Source organism: Photobacterium piscicola (genome assembly GCF_046058925.1).
GTDB lineage: Bacteria > Pseudomonadota > Gammaproteobacteria > Enterobacterales > Vibrionaceae > Photobacterium > Photobacterium piscicola.
Window position 1 is genome coordinate 1266893 of the sequence record NZ_CP175534.1, and the last position, 16922, is coordinate 1283814.

Genomic DNA, 16922 nt, shown 5'->3' on the forward strand with positions numbered 1-16922 from the left:
TAGCAGTATTATTTTTTTTGTAAATGAAACTGTTACTGCAAAGTAATTTAATATGATAGGTCTACAATGAATAAATATGTTTTTTGATATTGACCTAAAATATGTCATGCAACCATGGTAAATAAGGATAAGAATATGGATGTTAATCAACTCTTAGCGGCAATGACGCCTGACGTTTATCAGCGTATTTTAACCGCAGTTGAGACAGGTAAATGGTTGGATGGCTCAACATTAACTCCTCCATTACGTGATAGTGCAATGCAAGCGGTGATGCTGTATCAGTCTCGGCATAATATCAAGGCCGATCACATGACGGTTGCTGCTGGTGGTGATATTAAATTTAAATCAAAAGCGGAATTTAAACGGGACTTTGCTGTTGATATCACTGCGATGCCTCGTGACACTGAAAATACGTCCCATGACAATGATATTGCTCGCTTTGATCATGATCAGTTGTAATTATCATGTTGATGAGTGCGGTAAAATCATGGGTTCACAATAGAAATCTTGCAATTGATGATCTTCTTCTGCGATAAGATTGGCTATCCATGGTTCCTGTTCTATTCGCTGTAGATAAGCATGTAACTGTGGATAATGCGGTTGTAAACGTAACCCACTCATCCATCCGCTTCGAAAAATACTCCATAAACTAATTTCAGCCATTGAAAAATGATCGCTGACATAACCTTGCTGTGGAATTTGTTGGTTAAGGTAGTGCAGTACATCTGGAAGATGATGAGTTAAACATTGCTCAACGGCTTCTTGATCGCAACTTTTGTTTTGCATTTTTTGACGTAATATTTTTTGATAAAACAGTACTCCTCCAATTAATGATGTAACACGAGTTGCTGCGTATGATTCAAGCCAGCGTATTTGAGCTCGTTGTTGTGCATTGCCTGGATATAGTGGTGGAATGGGATAAACATCATCTAAATAATGCGCAATAACTGCGGAATCAATGATGGTTAATGTTCCATGCTCAAGTACTGGAACTTTTCCCATGGGGTGGCGTTTGTGTGCAAGTTCCTTTTCAAGATAAGGATTAAGCGGTTGGAGTTCATAGCGAATACCTTTGTAATTGAGTGCTAGCATTATTTTTCGTACAAAGGGAGATATCGAGGTGCCATGTAAAATCATAGTGGTCACTTATTGCTTGGCTCAATGAGCGATAATATTGCAATAAGTGTAGTTGGCTTTGTTATTGTTGGTGGTAGAAATCATGATCAAAAAAAGAGCCATAGCGGCTCTTTTTTGCATCGGTAATCAACAGTGTGATTATCGATTAATGGGTTAATTCACCACGTAAATCTTGTTGCATCAGACTACGGACCGCTTCAGTGGTAAGGTCTTGGCTTAATAAATAATGTAATTTAGCCAATGCAGCTTCAGGGGTCATATCATAACCACTTAAGACACCTGCTTCAGCAAGCGCACAGCCTGTTGCATACCCACCCATATTCACTTTACCTGATAGGCATTGAGTTAAGTTCATTACAATAACGCCACGATCTGTTGCCGCTTTGAGTTGCTCAAGCAATTCTTTATTTTGTGGCGCATTACCGACACCAAATGTCAGTAGTATCATTGCATTGACGGGTTGACGTAATGTGTTACGGATCACTTCAGGAGAAATGCCCGGATACATTGTGATAACCCCAATTGGTTGCGGTGTAATAGTATGGACTTGAAATGCGCCGTCAGGCTTTTTATCTATTTGGGCAATGTTATTAACAGTAATATTGATTCCCGCTTCTAATAGCGGTGGTAAGTTTGGCGAAATAAACGCACCAAAACCATCAGCATGTGCTTTAGTACTGCGATTACCACGGATCAATTGGTTATTGAAAAATACGGTGACTTCATTGATTGGGTAATTAGCTGCAATATGAAGAGCATTTAACAAATTACTTTGACCATCAGAGCGTAATTCAACCAATGGAATTTGTGAACCAGTCACAATCACAGGTTTGTCTAAATTTTCAAACATAAATGATAATGCTGATGCGGTGTAAGCCATGGTATCAGTACCATGTAAAATCACAAAACCATCATATTTATCATAATTAGCTTTTATATCATCTGCAATTCGCTGCCAATCCATGGGGGTCATATCTGATGAATCAATCAGTGGTTCATACTCATTGATAGTGAACTCTGGCATTTCTGAACGATGGAATTCTGGCATGCTTGCCAATTGTTGCTGCATAAAACCAGCAACAGGAACATAACCATGATCCGACTTTTGCATACCAATAGTACCGCCAGTGTAAGCGATGTAAATGTGTTTTCTTTCCATTTTTAAGCTCAGAATGAACGAATGAGTGCGCGTATTATACGCAAACTGCATGAAGATGCGAGGTTAGTTAGATTTGTAGTGTGATTGTATGAGTTAAAATGTGATCGTAGCGGAGTATGCTGATTTATTACACAGTATCAGTGTAAATGACTGTTAACTAATGGTGGGTTGTGGTGTGTGAAGACATTAAAAAACCCGGCCAATATTGACCGGGCTACTGACAATTGTTGTCTTTAATTAACCGTGCTGCAATTTAAGCAAAAAGCATAACGGCCATTAGGATCGTTAAAATTAGTGAGTGAAGTAAGATCTTTAGCAACTTTTGTCACTGGCGCTAACGTGGATGGCATATCGCCCAGCACCATAGTTGCGATTTTAGCGGTTACTTCGCCAGACATTTCTTTAAAGAATTGTTGTACTGGTGAGAGTGGTTGTTGCATCCATACTAATTGATAATCTTTTACTTTCGCTAATTCAACAGCAGCAGTAATGGCGGTATCGAAGTCACCTAATTTATCAACTAGATCACGTTGCTGCGCATCTTTACCTGTCCATACGCGGCCTTGAGCAATTTTATCTGCTTGAGCTAACGTCATATGGCGGTATTTACTGACTAAGCCAATAAAACGTTGGTAACCATTATCAACCCCAAGTTGGAATACTTTTGCAACACCGTCAGGTAGCGCACGCGTAACACCCACACCAGAGAATGGTGTTGTACCAACCCCATCACTGTAAACGCCCAGTTTTTCTAAGCCTTTTTCAAAGGTGGTTAAGATTGCAAAGATACCAATAGAGCCGGTGATTGTTGTTGGTTGAGCAATGATCTCGTCGGCACTGGAGGAGATCCAATAACCGCCAGAGGCTGCAACACTCGACATTGAGACTACAACTGGTTTGCCCGCTCTTTTGAGAGCATCAACGGCATTACGAATAACCTCTGAGGCGAAAGCGCTACCCCCTGGGCTATCAACCCGTAAGATTACTGATTTCACTTGTTTATCAAAGCGTGCTTGGTTTAATAGTGAGGCAATAGTGTCACCGCCAGCAGAACCTTGGCTACTTTTACCATCAACAATGGCACCGTTTACGATAACAACGGCCACTTTATTTGGTGATGGTTGTTGATCATCAACCAGTAATGGTAGGTAATCGTAATAGCTAATCTGTTTAAAGCTATGTTTGTCGTTAGCACCAAAAGTATCTATTAAATATTGGGTCATTTGATCACGAGTGACGAGTGAATCAACTAAACCTAATTTTTTACTCAATTGAGCAAAGTCGCCATTAACAGATTTCAGTTGAGTAATAAACTCATCGATATTGGGTGTTAATGTTTGCGGTTTTATTTTGCGGTTCTTTGCGACATCGTCACTGAATGCGCCCCATAACTGGGTTAACCATACGGTATTAGCTTCTTTGGCTGCGGCTGACATGCCATCACGAATATAAGGTTCAACGAATGACTTATAAGTACCTACGCGGAACACATGGGTGGTTACATCTAGTTTAGCCAGTAAGCTCTTATAATATAGAGTGTAAGTGCCATAACCTGTTAGCATTACGCCACCGTCTGGCGATAAAAAGACTTTATCTGCATAACTGGCGAGGTAGTACTGGCTTTGGGTGTAATTGTCACCATAAGCATAAACAGGTTTGCCTGATGCTTTAAATTCTTCAATGGCTTTTGCGATATAACGCATTTTGGTTAAGCTGGTTTCAGACATGTCTTTAAGGTTAAGTACCAAACCTGTGATGTCTTTATCTGTTGCTGCTGCGCGAATCGCTTCAACAATATCAAATAATACATTTTGTTTTACATCAGGCTTACCTAACGCCTCACTCATTACACTATCAAGTGGATTGTCATAATTACTTTGTTCAACAATTGGACCTGAGAGGTTGAGCACTAACGCTGAGGGTTCAGTAGTATCGGTGGTCTTATCTTCATCGGTTAATGCAAAAATTATCGCGCCAATAATTAGAACGAATAAAAGGTTGAGGACAAATTTGCGAGTAAAGTTAATCAACTTCCCGATAGCGAGGAAGAATTTTCCAATCCTTGAGAATATGGCTTTCATGAAAATTCCTGATAATGGTGATAGCGATATCGTAGCGTAGTCACTGCTGAATTACAGTGTTTTTACGGTGTAATTGTTATTAATAGTAAAATAAACGTACGTGATTGATTATAAATAGTGAGGCGCATCATGTAAATGTTGCTTTTTTGTTAATTTGGGTTGATATTGCGGTCTAAGCTCAAATATACTGGTCTGACCATGATGATTAGGAGCTGCTTATGAATGATAAACCGTTTCCTCATTTATTGACGCCGCTGGATCTGGGTTTTACTCAATTACGTAATCGAGTCTTAATGGGCTCAATGCACACCGGATTAGAAGAAGAACGGGGAGGCTTTCATAAACTCGCGACGTTTTATGCCATTAGAGCAAAAGCTGGGGTTGGGCTTATTGTTACGGGCGGTTTTTCTCCTAATTTTCGTGGTCGATTACATCCGTTTAGTGCTGAATTTAGTAACAATCGCCATGTGCGTAAACACCGCAATATTACCACTGCAGTGCATCAGCAAGGGGGGAAGATTGCGTTACAGTTATTGCATGCTGGGCGTTATGCAATGTCACCGTTTGCGGTAAGTGCCTCTGCTATTCGTTCTCCTATCTCTAAATTCACCCCAAGCAAAATGAGTCATCGCCAAATTAATAATACCATTAATGATTTTGCACACAGTGCCGAGCTTGCGCGCGAAGCGGGTTATGATGGGGTTGAGTTAATGGGTTCTGAAGGCTATCTCATTAATCAGTTTATTTGCCAGCGTTCAAACCAACGTTACGATGACTGGGGGGGCAGTTATGACAATCGAATTCGTTTTGCCATTGAAATTGTTCGCGCTGTACGAACGCGTGTGGGCGATGATTTTATTATTATCTTTCGATTATCAATGTTGGACTTAGTTGAACAAGGGAGCACTTACGATGAGGTGGTGCAGTTAGCGCTTGAATTAGAAGCGGCAGGTGTCACTATTTTAAATACTGGTATTGGCTGGCATGAAGCACGGGTTCCTACCATTGCCACTCAAGTGCCACGAGCTGCATTTGCTTGGGTTACTGAGAAAATTAAACAACAAGTCTCTATTCCAATAGTGACTTGTAATCGCATTAATACGCCGCAAGTTGCTGAAAATATTTTGGCTCAAGGGCAAGCCGATATGGTGTCGATGGCGAGACCATTTTTAGCCGATCCTGAATTTGTCTTAAAAGCAGAGCAAAACCGAGCCAATGATATTAATACCTGTATTGGTTGTAATCAGGCATGTTTAGATCATGCTTTTGTTGGTAAACGCGCCAGTTGTTTAGTTAATCCTCACGCATGTTATGAGACAGAATTGGTGTTAACGGCGGTTGCTAAGTCGCGAAAAGTGGCGGTTATTGGTGGTGGTCCTGCGGGAATGGCGTGCGCTGTTGCTGCGGCAGAGCGCGGATTTAAAGTCGATTTATTTGAAAAAAACACCGATGTTGGTGGGCAGTTTAATCTAGCGATGCAGATCCCCGGTAAAGAAGAATTTAAAGAAACCATCCGCTATTTTACTCGGCGCTTAGAGCAAACGGGTGTTGTGGTACGGTTAGGCGTTGAAGCAAATGTCGAGCAGTTGCTTGATTATGATGAGGTTATTATTGCTACGGGAGTACAACCTCGAATACCGCCAATCACGGGTATTGATCATTTGAAGGTGATTGATTACCAAACTTTAATTCGGCAGCAAAAAGTTGTAGGGGAAAAAGTCGCTATCATTGGTGCGGGTGGCATAGGGGTTGATGTCGCTACCATGCTGACAGAACCAAGTGAGTATGATCTTGATAGCTGGTTGAGTGAATGGGATATTGATAAAAGTCTATGCCATAGTGGCGGTTTATTACCTTCAGACGATTATATTAGTCCACGACAAGTATGGTTATTACAACGTCGACCAGGAAAAGTAGGCAAAGGCCCTGGACGCACAACGGGGTGGATCCACCGCCGTACATTAGAAAAACGCGGCGTTAAACTATGGGCGGGAGTGCATTATCAAGCTATCGATGATGAAGGCTTGCACCTTATTATTGATGGGCAACCACAGACATTAGATGTCGATAATATTGTTATTTGTACCGGTCAAACATCGGTCGATAATTTATCGCAACAGTTAATCCAGCAAGGTGTGTCAGTGCATGTGATTGGTGGTGCAGAAGATGCTAGTGAAGTCGATGCAAAACGGGTGATCCGTCAAGGGGTTGAATTAGCTGCTAAGTTATAATTATGATGGCTTGTGTTCTGCGCTTTAACTGCCTTATTATATGAGAAACAATAATTATTTTCATTTTGAGGTTGTTATGGACGCGCTATCACTTCTGCTTAATCGTCGCTCATTACCAAAATTAGTTGAGCCAGCACCTGCAGGTGATGTTCTTGAGAATATCTTTCGTGCAGGATTACGTGCTCCTGATCATGGTGGCTTAACGCCGTGGCGCTTTATTGTTTCTCAAGGTGAAGGTTTAACCACGCTAGCAAATATTTTAGTTGCGGCAGCGAAAGCGGATCATCTCGATGATTTTGTAATTGAAAAAGCCTCAAAAGCACCTTTTCGTGCACCGATGGTGATCACTGTTGTTAGTAAAGTGACCTCTGGCCATAAAGTCCCAGTTATAGAACAACATTTATCTGCTGGTTGTGCTGCACAAGCAATGCAAATGGCAGCAGTAGCACAAGGATACTCTGGTTTTTGGCGTACAGGTTCTTGGGCATATCATCCCGTGGTTCGTGAAGCATTAGGTGTTACGGGCGAAGACATGATTGTTGGTTTTTTATACCTCGGTTCAATTGGTTGCCGTGAAGCGAAAGTCCATGAACGCGATCTTGCTCAATACGTTGAATATTTGTAATTACTGATATACAACAGATGTAACATTAACTCGCATTTAACTCTTCACTGATGTGACTGCAGGGTTAAAAATGGAAGGTGATAGCTATTTTTCGGTGTTAAACCGTGAATAGCATCACCTTTTTTATTCCTTATTGATGACTATTACTGCCAATGTGGATTTGTTTTAATAGAAAATGGTCGCTTTTTAGTTGGAAAGATGACAGTTGTCGAGGGCAGGAGTAGAATCGCTGGTTCTTTCTATATTTTGGAGCGTGTCATGGAAAATGTTCGCCTAACACAATACAGCCACGGTGCCGGATGTGGTTGTAAAATTTCTCCCCAAGTACTTGATACTATTCTTCGTACTCAATTAGCACCTTTTGCTGATCCTAATTTACTGGTTGGTAATGAAAGTAAAGATGACGCTGCCGTTTATGATATCGGTAATGGTCAAGCAGTGATCAGTACCACTGACTTCTTTATGCCAATCGTTGATGACCCGTTTGATTTTGGTCGTATTGCTGCGACTAACGCGATCAGTGATATTTACGCTATGGGTGGCAAACCTATTATGGCGATTGCTATTTTAGGTTGGCCTGTAAATGTATTGTCACCTGAAATTGCGCAAAAAGTGATTGATGGTGGCCGTTCAGTGTGTCGAGAGGCAGGTATTTCTCTTGCTGGTGGTCACTCTATTGATGCTCCTGAGCCAATTTTTGGCCTTGCTGTAACAGGATTAGTAAGTACTGATCGTGTTAAACGTAATGACAGTGCAGAAGCGGGTTGTCATTTATACCTAACTAAACCATTAGGTATCGGCGTATTAACAACGGCTGAAAAACAATCTAAGTTGGCTGATGAGCATAAAGGTTTGGCACGCGATTGGATGTGTAAGCTAAATAAACCTGGTGCAGACTTTGCTGATGTCGAAGGCGTAAAAGCGCTAACTGACGTAACAGGTTTTGGCCTAATGGGTCACTTAACTGAGATTTGTGAAGGCAGTAACCTAAAAGCAAAACTTTGGTTTGATAAGATTCCAACATTACCGGGTGTGTATGATTACATCGCTCAAGGTTGTGTTCCTGGTGGTACAGAGCGTAACTTTATGAGTTATGGCCACAAAGTGGGTCAAATGACGGATCAACAAAAAGCATTATTATGTGATCCTCAAACATCAGGCGGCCTATTATTAGCCGTTGATCCAAGTAGCGAAGCTGAAGTACAAGCCATTGCTAAAAAACATAACATCTTGCTGGAAGCGATTGGTGAACTTGTGCCGATGGATGGCGATACCTTTATTGAGGTTTGCTAATGTCGCGTCCCAATTGCGAAGATTTCCGTCATCTGTTTGTGAACGATACACCATTAATGGATATGCGTGCACCGGTTGAATTTACTCAAGGTGCATTCCCAACTTCTCATAGTCGTCCGTTAATGACGGATGATGAACGTGCAGCTGTTGGTACGTGTTATAAAAATAAAGGACAAGATGCAGCTATTGATCTTGGTCATAAGCTGGTTAATGGTGACGTTAAAGCAGAACGTGTAGCGCAATGGAAAGCATTTTGTGAAGCAAATCCTGACGGTTATCTTTATTGTTTCCGTGGTGGTTTACGCTCTCAAATTACTCAACAATGGCTTAAAGAAGCGGGTATAGATTATCCGTTTATCACTGGTGGCTATAAAGCATTACGTCGTTATTTAGTTGATACTATTGATGAAGTTGCTGCTAAACCAATGTCTATTGTTGCCGGTAATACGGGTAGCGGTAAGACAATTATGGTCAATGTTCTTGCTAATGGCCTTGATTTAGAAGGTGCAGCACACCACCGTGGTTCATCGTTTGGTCGTTATGTTACGCCGCAACGAACTCAAATTGCATTTGAGAGTGATCTTGCCGTACAGATGGTTAAAAAATTAGATCGTGGCATTGAACACTTCGTGTTTGAAGATGAAGGTAAAAACATTGGTTGTGTTACTGTGCCTTTATCAATCAATCGTGCAATGCAAGAAGCTGATATTGCTGTTATTGATGATCCAGTAGATGTACGTTTAGCACGTCTATTAGATGATTATGTCGTTAAAATGCAACGTGATTATGTGGCTCATTACGGTGAGGAACAAGGTTGGATTTTATTTGCTGAGTATTTAGAAAAAGGCATGTTCAATATTCGTAAACGTTTAGGTTTGGAACGTTATGAAGTAATGCTGAAATCACAGCAACATGCAGTGAAAATGATGCAATCTAACGGCTCATTAACTGAGCATGATGCTTGGTTAGCGCCTTTGCTAGAGCAGTATTATGATCCAATGTATACTTATCAATTAAGCAAAAAAGCAGATCGTATTGTATTTAGAGGTGATTATCACCAAGTACAAGATTGGTTAGCCGCTCGATAGTTTATTGATATCTACAGATTAAATGAAAGCCAAATATATCTATTAATATGATGTGTTTGGCTTTTTTATTAGCTAGTCATGTCAACCCTGATGATCTTGCAAGATCAATTGCAAAAAACAAACAGATAACTACTGGTTTAATATCCAGTGTTATGTTGCTGTTAGCATCCATTTTCGGTACAGTCTTACTATTAATCCTTTTAGATAAAGATCCCCATGAGTTGCTTATATATAGCTGAAAAACCAAGCTTAGGCCGAGCAATCGCTGCTGTATTACCTCGCCCTCATAAAAATAATACCGGCTATATTGAAGTAGGGAATGGCGATATTGTCACTTGGTGTATTGGGCATTTATTAGAACAAGTCGAGCCTGATGCTTATGATGAACGCTATAAAAAGTGGCACTTGGAAGACTTGCCGATTGTGCCTCAGCAATGGCAATTAATTCCTCGAAAAGCCGCTAAGCAACAATTAGCGGTGATCAAAAAATTGGCGAAAACAGCAACTGCAGTGGTACATGCTGGCGATCCCGATCGAGAAGGACAGTTGCTGGTGGATGAAGTGATTGATTACGTCAAAATATCCAAAACCAAAAAAGAAGCGGCACAACGACTGCTTATTTCAGATTTAAACCCAGCAGCAGTTAAAAAAGCTTTAGCCACAATGCGCAGTAACCGTGATTTTATTCCGTTATCAGTTTCAGCCCTTGCACGTTCGCGTGCTGATTGGTTATATGGCATGAATATGACCCGTGCTTATACTTTGTTGGGGCAAAAGGGCGGTTATCGCGGCGTATTATCGGTCGGTCGAGTGCAAACACCGATCTTAGGGCTAGTTGTTCGACGTGATGATGAGATTGCTAATTTTGTCGCCAAACCGTTTTATGAAGTATTGGCATTAATCACTTACGGTGAACAAACGATTTATGCCAAGTGGCAGCCAAGTAAATCATGTGAACCTCACCAAGATTCAGAAGGGCGAGTGCTTAATCGTAAGTTATGTGAAAACGTGGTGGCACGGATTAAAGGCCAAGCTGCAGAAGTAACCGAATCTGAGCGTAAACAAACTAAACAAGCGCCACCGTTACCATATTCATTATCCGCGTTACAGATTGATGCGGCGAAACGGTTTGGTATGAGTGCGACTGATGTATTATCGACTTGTCAGTCATTATATGAAAAACATAAAGTGATCACTTACCCTCGTTCTGACAGTCGCCATCTACCATTGGATCATTTGAAACAAGCGAATGATGTGTGTCGTGCGATTGCGACAACGGATAATCAGTTAGCTTCTGCAGTGGATAATGCGAATACAGCATTAAAATCAAAAGCATGGAATGACAAAAAAGTGGATGCTCACCATGCGATTATTCCTACCCCTAAATCTTCATCAGTATTAACGGGTTATGAAGCGAAAATATATCAATTAATTGCTCGCCAGTACTTAATGCAATTTTATCCAGCAGCTGAATATGCTGATGCTAAGTTAGTATTCACTATTGCTAATGGGCTCTTTATTGCTAAAGGTCGTCAGTTAATGTCACCAGGTTGGCGAGCGCTATTAGGGCGTGATGATAAAAAAGAAGACAGTGATTTAGCCGATAAGGTGCCACCCCTAGATAAAGGTACGGTATTGGTCTGCCATGATGGTGAAATCAAAGATAAGATGACCGAGCCACCAAAAGCATTTACCGAAGCGACATTATTACAAGCGATGACGGGTATTGCGCGGTTTGTATCTGATGCTTCATTAAAGAAAATCCTGCGTGATACTGATGGTTTAGGTACCGAAGCAACGCGAGCAGGTATTTTAGAAATGTTGTTTAAACGCCAGTTATTGCAGCGCCAAGGTAAAGCTATTCATGCTTCTGAGGCGGGGAAAGGCTTAATTTACGCTTTACCCGATACATCAACATATCCTGATATGACTGCGCATTGGGAGCATCAACTGCATGATATGGCAGATAGAAAATGTGCATATCAACCATTTATGGCTGCATTAGAACAACAAGTAACAGCCTTAATGGAGCAGGTAAAAGTCAGTGATGTACCACCAAGTTTACGTTCGTTGACTTCACCTGAATTTAAGCCTCGTGCTAAAAAACGCAGTTATGCCAAAAAATCGACGTCGGCCAAACCTAAGGCTGCACCAAAGCGTAAATCGTAGTGGATGATTTAATTACTGACTGATAGCTTACAAAAAAGCAGCATCAACATGCTGCTTTTTTGTTATTTATATTTTTTAAAAATAGTTATCGCCATAAACGAAACGCTAATTATCATCGTTTTTTTGAAATTCAAGAATATCTGCTGGCTGGCAATCAAGTTGTTCGCAAAGTTTATCAAGTGTCGAAAATCGAACAGCTTTTGCTTTACCATTTTTTAGTATTGATAAATTAGCTTCTGTCATATCCATTGCTTGCGCTAATGTTTTTAACCGTATTTTTCGTTTCGCCATTATTACATCTAAATTAATAACAATAGTCATAATAAACTCTTAAATTGTGTAATTTTGTTCATCGGCGAGGTGATAGCCTTCTTTCATGACCCATGAAATTATAACAATAATAGCGCCTATTAATAGGGTTAAAAAATCGATACCTACAAAGCTAATCATAATCATGCGGTGATTGGGAGGATTATTAAAGGTTAGTATTAACGTCATTAATGGTTGGTAAAAAAGTGAACCGCCGACCCAATAAAATACACTATAACCAAGCTTTTGATAGCAGTTGGCATTTTCTAAAGTAAAGATGTGTTTGTTTTCATAGTTACCAAATAACCGAATAAGAATTTTTAAGGCATACATAATAATCGAACAGTAAATTAAGCTTGTTACGAGCGCGAGTAAACGGGTGGTCAATGTTAATGGTGTTTCTGTTAGCTGATTAATATCAAAAGATGTTTGTACTATGCCGGTATTTCTTAAAAAGTCATAAGGTGTTGCTACTGTTAACCAAAAATAACAGACTAAAATTGGCGTTAGAATAAAAAATAGCTGGAATAGGATTTTTACTCTGCGACTTTGTTGTTGAATTTTTGACATATGATTGTTCCTCATTCAGTTGATGAAGCTAGAATATGGCACAATAAAATGCTTTGCAATAAAAAATTATTGTTATTCGATAATTTTTTATTGTTAATGTTTATTTATAAAGTGGGTGATAGCACTCTGAAGCAATCTTTCCCTTCGGCTTTTGCTTGATATAGTGCGGTATCAACATGTTTGAAAAATGCATCATAGGTTGTTGTTTGCGATGGAATAATAGTACTGACACCAATACTGATTGTGACAATAGCGGGAGCGTTATTATTTAATTCAAGACATGGAAATGGCAACGCTATTTTATGCATTGCATTAAGTAAGCGTTGCGCATTATTGACCGCGGCTTGTTGGTCTTGTCCTGGTAATAACAGTACAAACTCTTCGCCACCATAACGGGCAAATAACGTTCCAGCTCGACGTTCAACTTTAGACAGCACCGCGGCAATGGTTTTTAAGCATTGATCACCAGCGGCATGACCGAGTTTATCGTTATAAGTTTTGAAATTATCAATATCTAAGATGAGTAATGATAGTGGTAAACCGAGCCTATTTGCTCGACGCCATTCAGTCATTACCGTTTCATCATAGACTCGGCGATTAGCAATATTTGTAAGTGCATCAATTCTAGATAATTTCTGCAGCTGTTCATTGGCTTTATTGAGCGCTTTGGTTCGGCTTTGTACTCGTTGTTCGAGATCATGATTGAGCTTGATAAGTGTATCTGCTGCTTGTAGTCGTAAAATATGTTGTGAAACAATAAAACCATATTGTTTCAACAATTGATGGTGATAATTACGCAATGGTTGTCCTGTAAGTAAATTATCACAAGCAATCCATCCGATAGGCGTATCTTCATCCCATAGCGCAATATAAGCACTCCAACCAAAGCCAATTTGCTGTAAATCATGGTAGAGTGGGGTGTTTTCTTGAAATGCGATATATTCTTTATCTTTTAATGTCTTAGATGCAAACCATTGATTAGGAATATCGGAATGAAAATAAAACTCATCGACAGTATTCCCTTGAATATCAGTGCCGAAAGTACCGTGCATTTTTTGTTGTTCATCAAATAGAAAAATCGCCATTCTATCGATATTAAGTCGTTTTTTTCCTTCATCAACAGCAATAAACAGCATGTCTTTCATTATGTTACTACGCCATAATTGAAAAGAAATTTCATGCATACCCTGTAGGTAGTTTAATAATGATTGTTGTTGTTCTTTACTTGAAAGTAATTCTTTTTCAGCGTGTTTACGGCTGAGACTATGGCTTTTTGTCGTTTGCTTTATTAAGCCTGCGGTAATTTCTGTGGCTAATAATGCGGTTAATATCGTGAGGTGTTTCGGTTGTAGTGTTGAGGTTAATGGTGCTGCAATAGTTAAATGACCAATAATCTTTGCATGGTATTTTAATGGAACTAATATATAACGATAATTTTTAAATATATCAATTGATGCTTCAGTTTTATTAGCATAGTAATGAATGTTTTTATAATAATATTCATTTGCTGTCGGTATTATTGTTGGTGGAAAATAATATTGTATACCTTTACTGTTTAGCTCTAATAATAATTTCCACTCGTTATTTGATTTAATAATAAGTTGCAGATGATTAATTGAAAAACTTTGAATAAGATTACGGCAGACTAATTCACAAATAGTTCTAAGGCTATGAGCATTACTGCATTGTTTAGTAACTGTTTGATAGAAAGATGAAATCTGCGCGTTCATTAATACTCTATTCCATGAGTCAGTTAGTGAGTGACGGTGTTATTGTTAACTATTATCTGCAAAATTAGCAGGATATATGCCACAAGTTAGCGATATATTCTGTTTTACACTAAAAAGTGAGATCTAATTCATCCTTTTGTCACACTTATTCTTATTTATATTACAACTAAATCAGCCGTTATTATCTATTTTTAAGCCATGCTAGTAAAAAATATAATATTAAAAAATAATGAATGTTGTTATTAACGTTATTGGATACTTATATAAGTAAAAGGTTAACGAGATGAAGCGGCTATTATTGATAAATATGATAAGTATTATAAGCTTGAGTGTATTAAATGGTTGCAGTAGTAGCCGTCATCAGCAGTTAGCTGAGTTGGGGTTTGAACGAGCCTATCTTGATGGGTATCAGGATGGTTGTTATAGCCGTTCAGTTGCGGGTAATACGTATCTTGATGGTTTTCGACGTGATCCTGAACGAATGGCAACAATATTAAAATACCGTAATGGCTGGCAAGATGGATTTGAACATTGTTACGCGGATAATCGAACGGATTATCTCTAACTACTGCCGCTAATCGTATAAAAAAAGCAGCTCGAAAGCTGCTTTTTTAGTGTTATATAATGCTAATTATTAAGGTCATTAGGAATATAAAACCGTTTTAACTCATGCATAACTTGCATCAGTGTCGATAGTTTAGGTTTATCCTGATCCATTAGCTGATAATTATCATTATAAACACGATAGTTACCGTATTTATCGACAACAGTGGTGGTGCCTTTTTGAATCACCACAATATCATTATTATCACCCGCTAATATCCAACGACGATCACTGTTATTATCAAACAGGCTGATACCTGAGCTGTAATTTGATGGATTAGACGCCACATTAAACAGTGACTCCATCAAGGTTGGCACTAAATCAAGGTTACTGGTTGGACGGGTAACAACTTGAGGTGGGTGCAGTGGCCAATGAATGATCATTGGTACTTTGATCTGATATTGGCTGTAATTGCTATCAGAGCCCCAAGTATTATTACCTGTTTCATTAAACTCAGTACCATGGTTTGAGGTAACAACCACGATAGTATTATCTAACATTGATTGTGCTTTTAATTGCGCAAACACTTTACCTAAAATCGTATCAATATGATAAGCCGCGTTACGGTAGCTATTTTTAAGTAATACATTAGAATCTACTTTTTTATCATGAAGTAAATTACTGCCTAAAGATGGCGTAAATTTAGTTTGATAATCACTACTTTCTTCATATTGATCAACTGAAGTTAATTCAAGCAGACTAAACCACGGCTCATCAGCTTTTTGCTTCTCTAGCCAACGGTGCCAATCATTAAAGGCTAAACGATCACTTGGCGTGCGCTTTCCATTATCAAGGTTATCTATAGTTGCAAGCTGAGTTTTAGAGAAAATAGCATCGCGATAAATAGGTTGTTCAAACCCTTCACCACTGAATAGACCAAAGTGATAACCACGATTTTGTAGCGTATCAAGCAGCAGTGGTGATTTGCCTTCTGCACGAATACTGTTGGCATAACCACTTGGTAAACCATAAAGTAAGCCAAATACGCCGCTATTATTATTACTGGTACTGTAGTTATCAGTATAGTTAATATTGTTATCAGCAAAAGCCGTTAGATTAGGCATTGTTGTGGTATTAACCATGTCACTGCGTAAACTATCGACCATAATAATCAGTAAGTTTTGCTTGGTACCTTTATCGATGAAATTAATTTTATCGATTGGATAACGCATCATTTCACTGTTATTAATGCCTTGTTGTGCTTGGCGTTTAACATATTCTTGGCGATCTAAAAGGCCATGTTTTTCCATGAACGTTTTCGCTGTCATTGGGTATGACAGTGGGAAATTTGAACGTTGCATTGTGACTGGACGGTAAAGGTTAGCATCCGCCCAGATATAAATAATGTGGCTACTTAGAAAGCATAGACCGAACATGATGGCAATGGGACCACCGACGTTTTTACGGGTTAGCTTTCTAAGTTTACGCCAAATCCATTCTGAGAATATCATCTCGATCAGGAATATGACTGGAACGACAATAAATAGGTATTGCCAGCGCGTATTTAGCTCTGTTTTTTCACCGCTTAATAACAAATCCCATACCAGCGGACTTAAATGTAAGTCGACACTTTGATAAGCATAGGTATCAAGCAGTAATGCGGTCAATCCTACCGTTGAAACTAATACCGCAAACACACGCATTAAACGCTGTGAGGGAATAAGAAAACTTGCAGGAAAGAGGATCAGTATATAAATACCAAAGACAAGGAAACCAAAATGCCCGATCCAGCTTAATCCTAGATACAGTTGTCCGATCGTTGTTGTCGGCCATTCTGAATAAATAATATAACGCGTGCCCAATAGCATGGCAGCGATGATATTGAAAAAGCTAAACCAGTGTCCCCAACTAATTAGCTGGGAAACTTTGTCTTTGTATGTGCTGGCGACCATAAATGTCAATTCTTCTCAGTCTTCAATGCTATGT

The 16922-nt window shown here is 39.4% G+C and carries 14 protein-coding genes; 7 read left to right on the plus strand and 7 right to left on the minus strand.

What is annotated here, in order from left to right; translation table 11 throughout:
* Positions 1-135 precede the first annotated feature (135 nt).
* On the plus strand, positions 136-459 hold the full coding sequence (locus ACJZU6_RS06285; protein WP_408900820.1) for a YeaC family protein: 324 nt from the start codon (positions 136-138) through the stop codon (positions 457-459).
* Positions 460-462: 3 nt separating this feature from the next.
* Here the strand turns inward: ACJZU6_RS06285 and ACJZU6_RS06290 are convergent, their stop codons facing one another.
* The 3 genes from ACJZU6_RS06290 to sppA all read right to left on the minus strand — a co-directional run bounded on the left by ACJZU6_RS06290 (position 463) and on the right by sppA (position 4377).
* Complete coding sequence (locus ACJZU6_RS06290) at positions 463-1137, minus strand: glutathione S-transferase family protein (protein WP_080157954.1); 675 nt, start codon at positions 1135-1137, stop codon at positions 463-465.
* A 145-nt stretch (positions 1138-1282) separates the two neighbouring features.
* Positions 1283-2296, minus strand: a complete 1014-nt coding sequence (gene ansA / locus ACJZU6_RS06295; protein WP_080157953.1) for an asparaginase — start codon at positions 2294-2296, stop codon at positions 1283-1285.
* 233 nt (positions 2297-2529) lie between these two features.
* Positions 2530-4377, minus strand: coding sequence for a signal peptide peptidase SppA (gene sppA / locus ACJZU6_RS06300; protein ID WP_408900821.1), 1848 nt, complete (start codon positions 4375-4377; stop codon positions 2530-2532).
* Positions 4378-4595: 218 nt separating this feature from the next.
* Here sppA and ACJZU6_RS06305 point away from each other — a divergent pair, with 218 nt between their 5' ends.
* From ACJZU6_RS06305 to ACJZU6_RS06325, 5 genes are all read left to right on the plus strand, one after another.
* Positions 4596-6608: an FAD-dependent oxidoreductase gene (locus ACJZU6_RS06305; protein ID WP_408900822.1), complete on the plus strand. Its 2013-nt coding sequence runs from the start codon at positions 4596-4598 to the stop codon at positions 6606-6608.
* Positions 6609-6684: 76 nt separating this feature from the next.
* Entirely contained in the window at positions 6685-7233 is a 549-nt protein-coding gene (locus tag ACJZU6_RS06310; protein ID WP_080157950.1) for an NAD(P)H nitroreductase, read from the plus strand.
* A gap of 258 nt (positions 7234-7491) precedes the next feature.
* The gene (selD, locus tag ACJZU6_RS06315; protein ID WP_080157949.1) at positions 7492-8526 is read left to right on the plus strand and encodes a selenide, water dikinase SelD; all 1035 of its coding nucleotides are present in this window, start codon (positions 7492-7494) and stop codon (positions 8524-8526) included.
* Positions 8526-9614: a tRNA 2-selenouridine(34) synthase MnmH gene (gene mnmH / locus ACJZU6_RS06320; RefSeq protein ID WP_080157948.1), complete on the plus strand. Its 1089-nt coding sequence runs from the start codon at positions 8526-8528 to the stop codon at positions 9612-9614. Before selD ends, mnmH begins: the two co-directional genes overlap by 1 nt.
* Before the next feature lie 216 nt (positions 9615-9830).
* The gene (locus ACJZU6_RS06325; RefSeq protein WP_408900823.1) at positions 9831-11783 is read left to right on the plus strand and encodes a DNA topoisomerase III; all 1953 of its coding nucleotides are present in this window, start codon (positions 9831-9833) and stop codon (positions 11781-11783) included.
* 105 nt (positions 11784-11888) lie between these two features.
* Here ACJZU6_RS06325 and ACJZU6_RS06330 read toward each other — a convergent pair whose 3' ends face one another.
* From ACJZU6_RS06330 to ACJZU6_RS06340, 3 genes are all read right to left on the minus strand, one after another.
* Positions 11889-12104, minus strand: coding sequence for a helix-turn-helix transcriptional regulator (locus ACJZU6_RS06330; RefSeq protein WP_065168142.1), 216 nt, complete (start codon positions 12102-12104; stop codon positions 11889-11891).
* Between the two features lie 9 nt (positions 12105-12113).
* Positions 12114-12662: a DUF2975 domain-containing protein gene (locus ACJZU6_RS06335; protein ID WP_080157946.1), complete on the minus strand. Its 549-nt coding sequence runs from the start codon at positions 12660-12662 to the stop codon at positions 12114-12116.
* Between the two features lie 104 nt (positions 12663-12766).
* Entirely contained in the window at positions 12767-14392 is a 1626-nt protein-coding gene (locus ACJZU6_RS06340; RefSeq protein ID WP_327769493.1) for a GGDEF domain-containing protein, read from the minus strand.
* Positions 14393-14699: 307 nt separating this feature from the next.
* Between ACJZU6_RS06340 and ACJZU6_RS06345 the strand changes: the two genes are divergently transcribed.
* Positions 14700-14957, plus strand: a complete 258-nt coding sequence (locus tag ACJZU6_RS06345) for a hypothetical protein (RefSeq protein ID WP_235865934.1) — start codon at positions 14700-14702, stop codon at positions 14955-14957.
* 62 nt (positions 14958-15019) lie between these two features.
* Here ACJZU6_RS06345 and ACJZU6_RS06350 read toward each other — a convergent pair whose 3' ends face one another.
* A complete protein-coding gene (locus ACJZU6_RS06350) occupies positions 15020-16888 on the minus strand; it encodes a DUF3413 domain-containing protein (RefSeq protein WP_080157943.1) in 1869 nt (622 codons plus the stop codon).
* Positions 16889-16922: the final 34 nt, after the last annotated feature.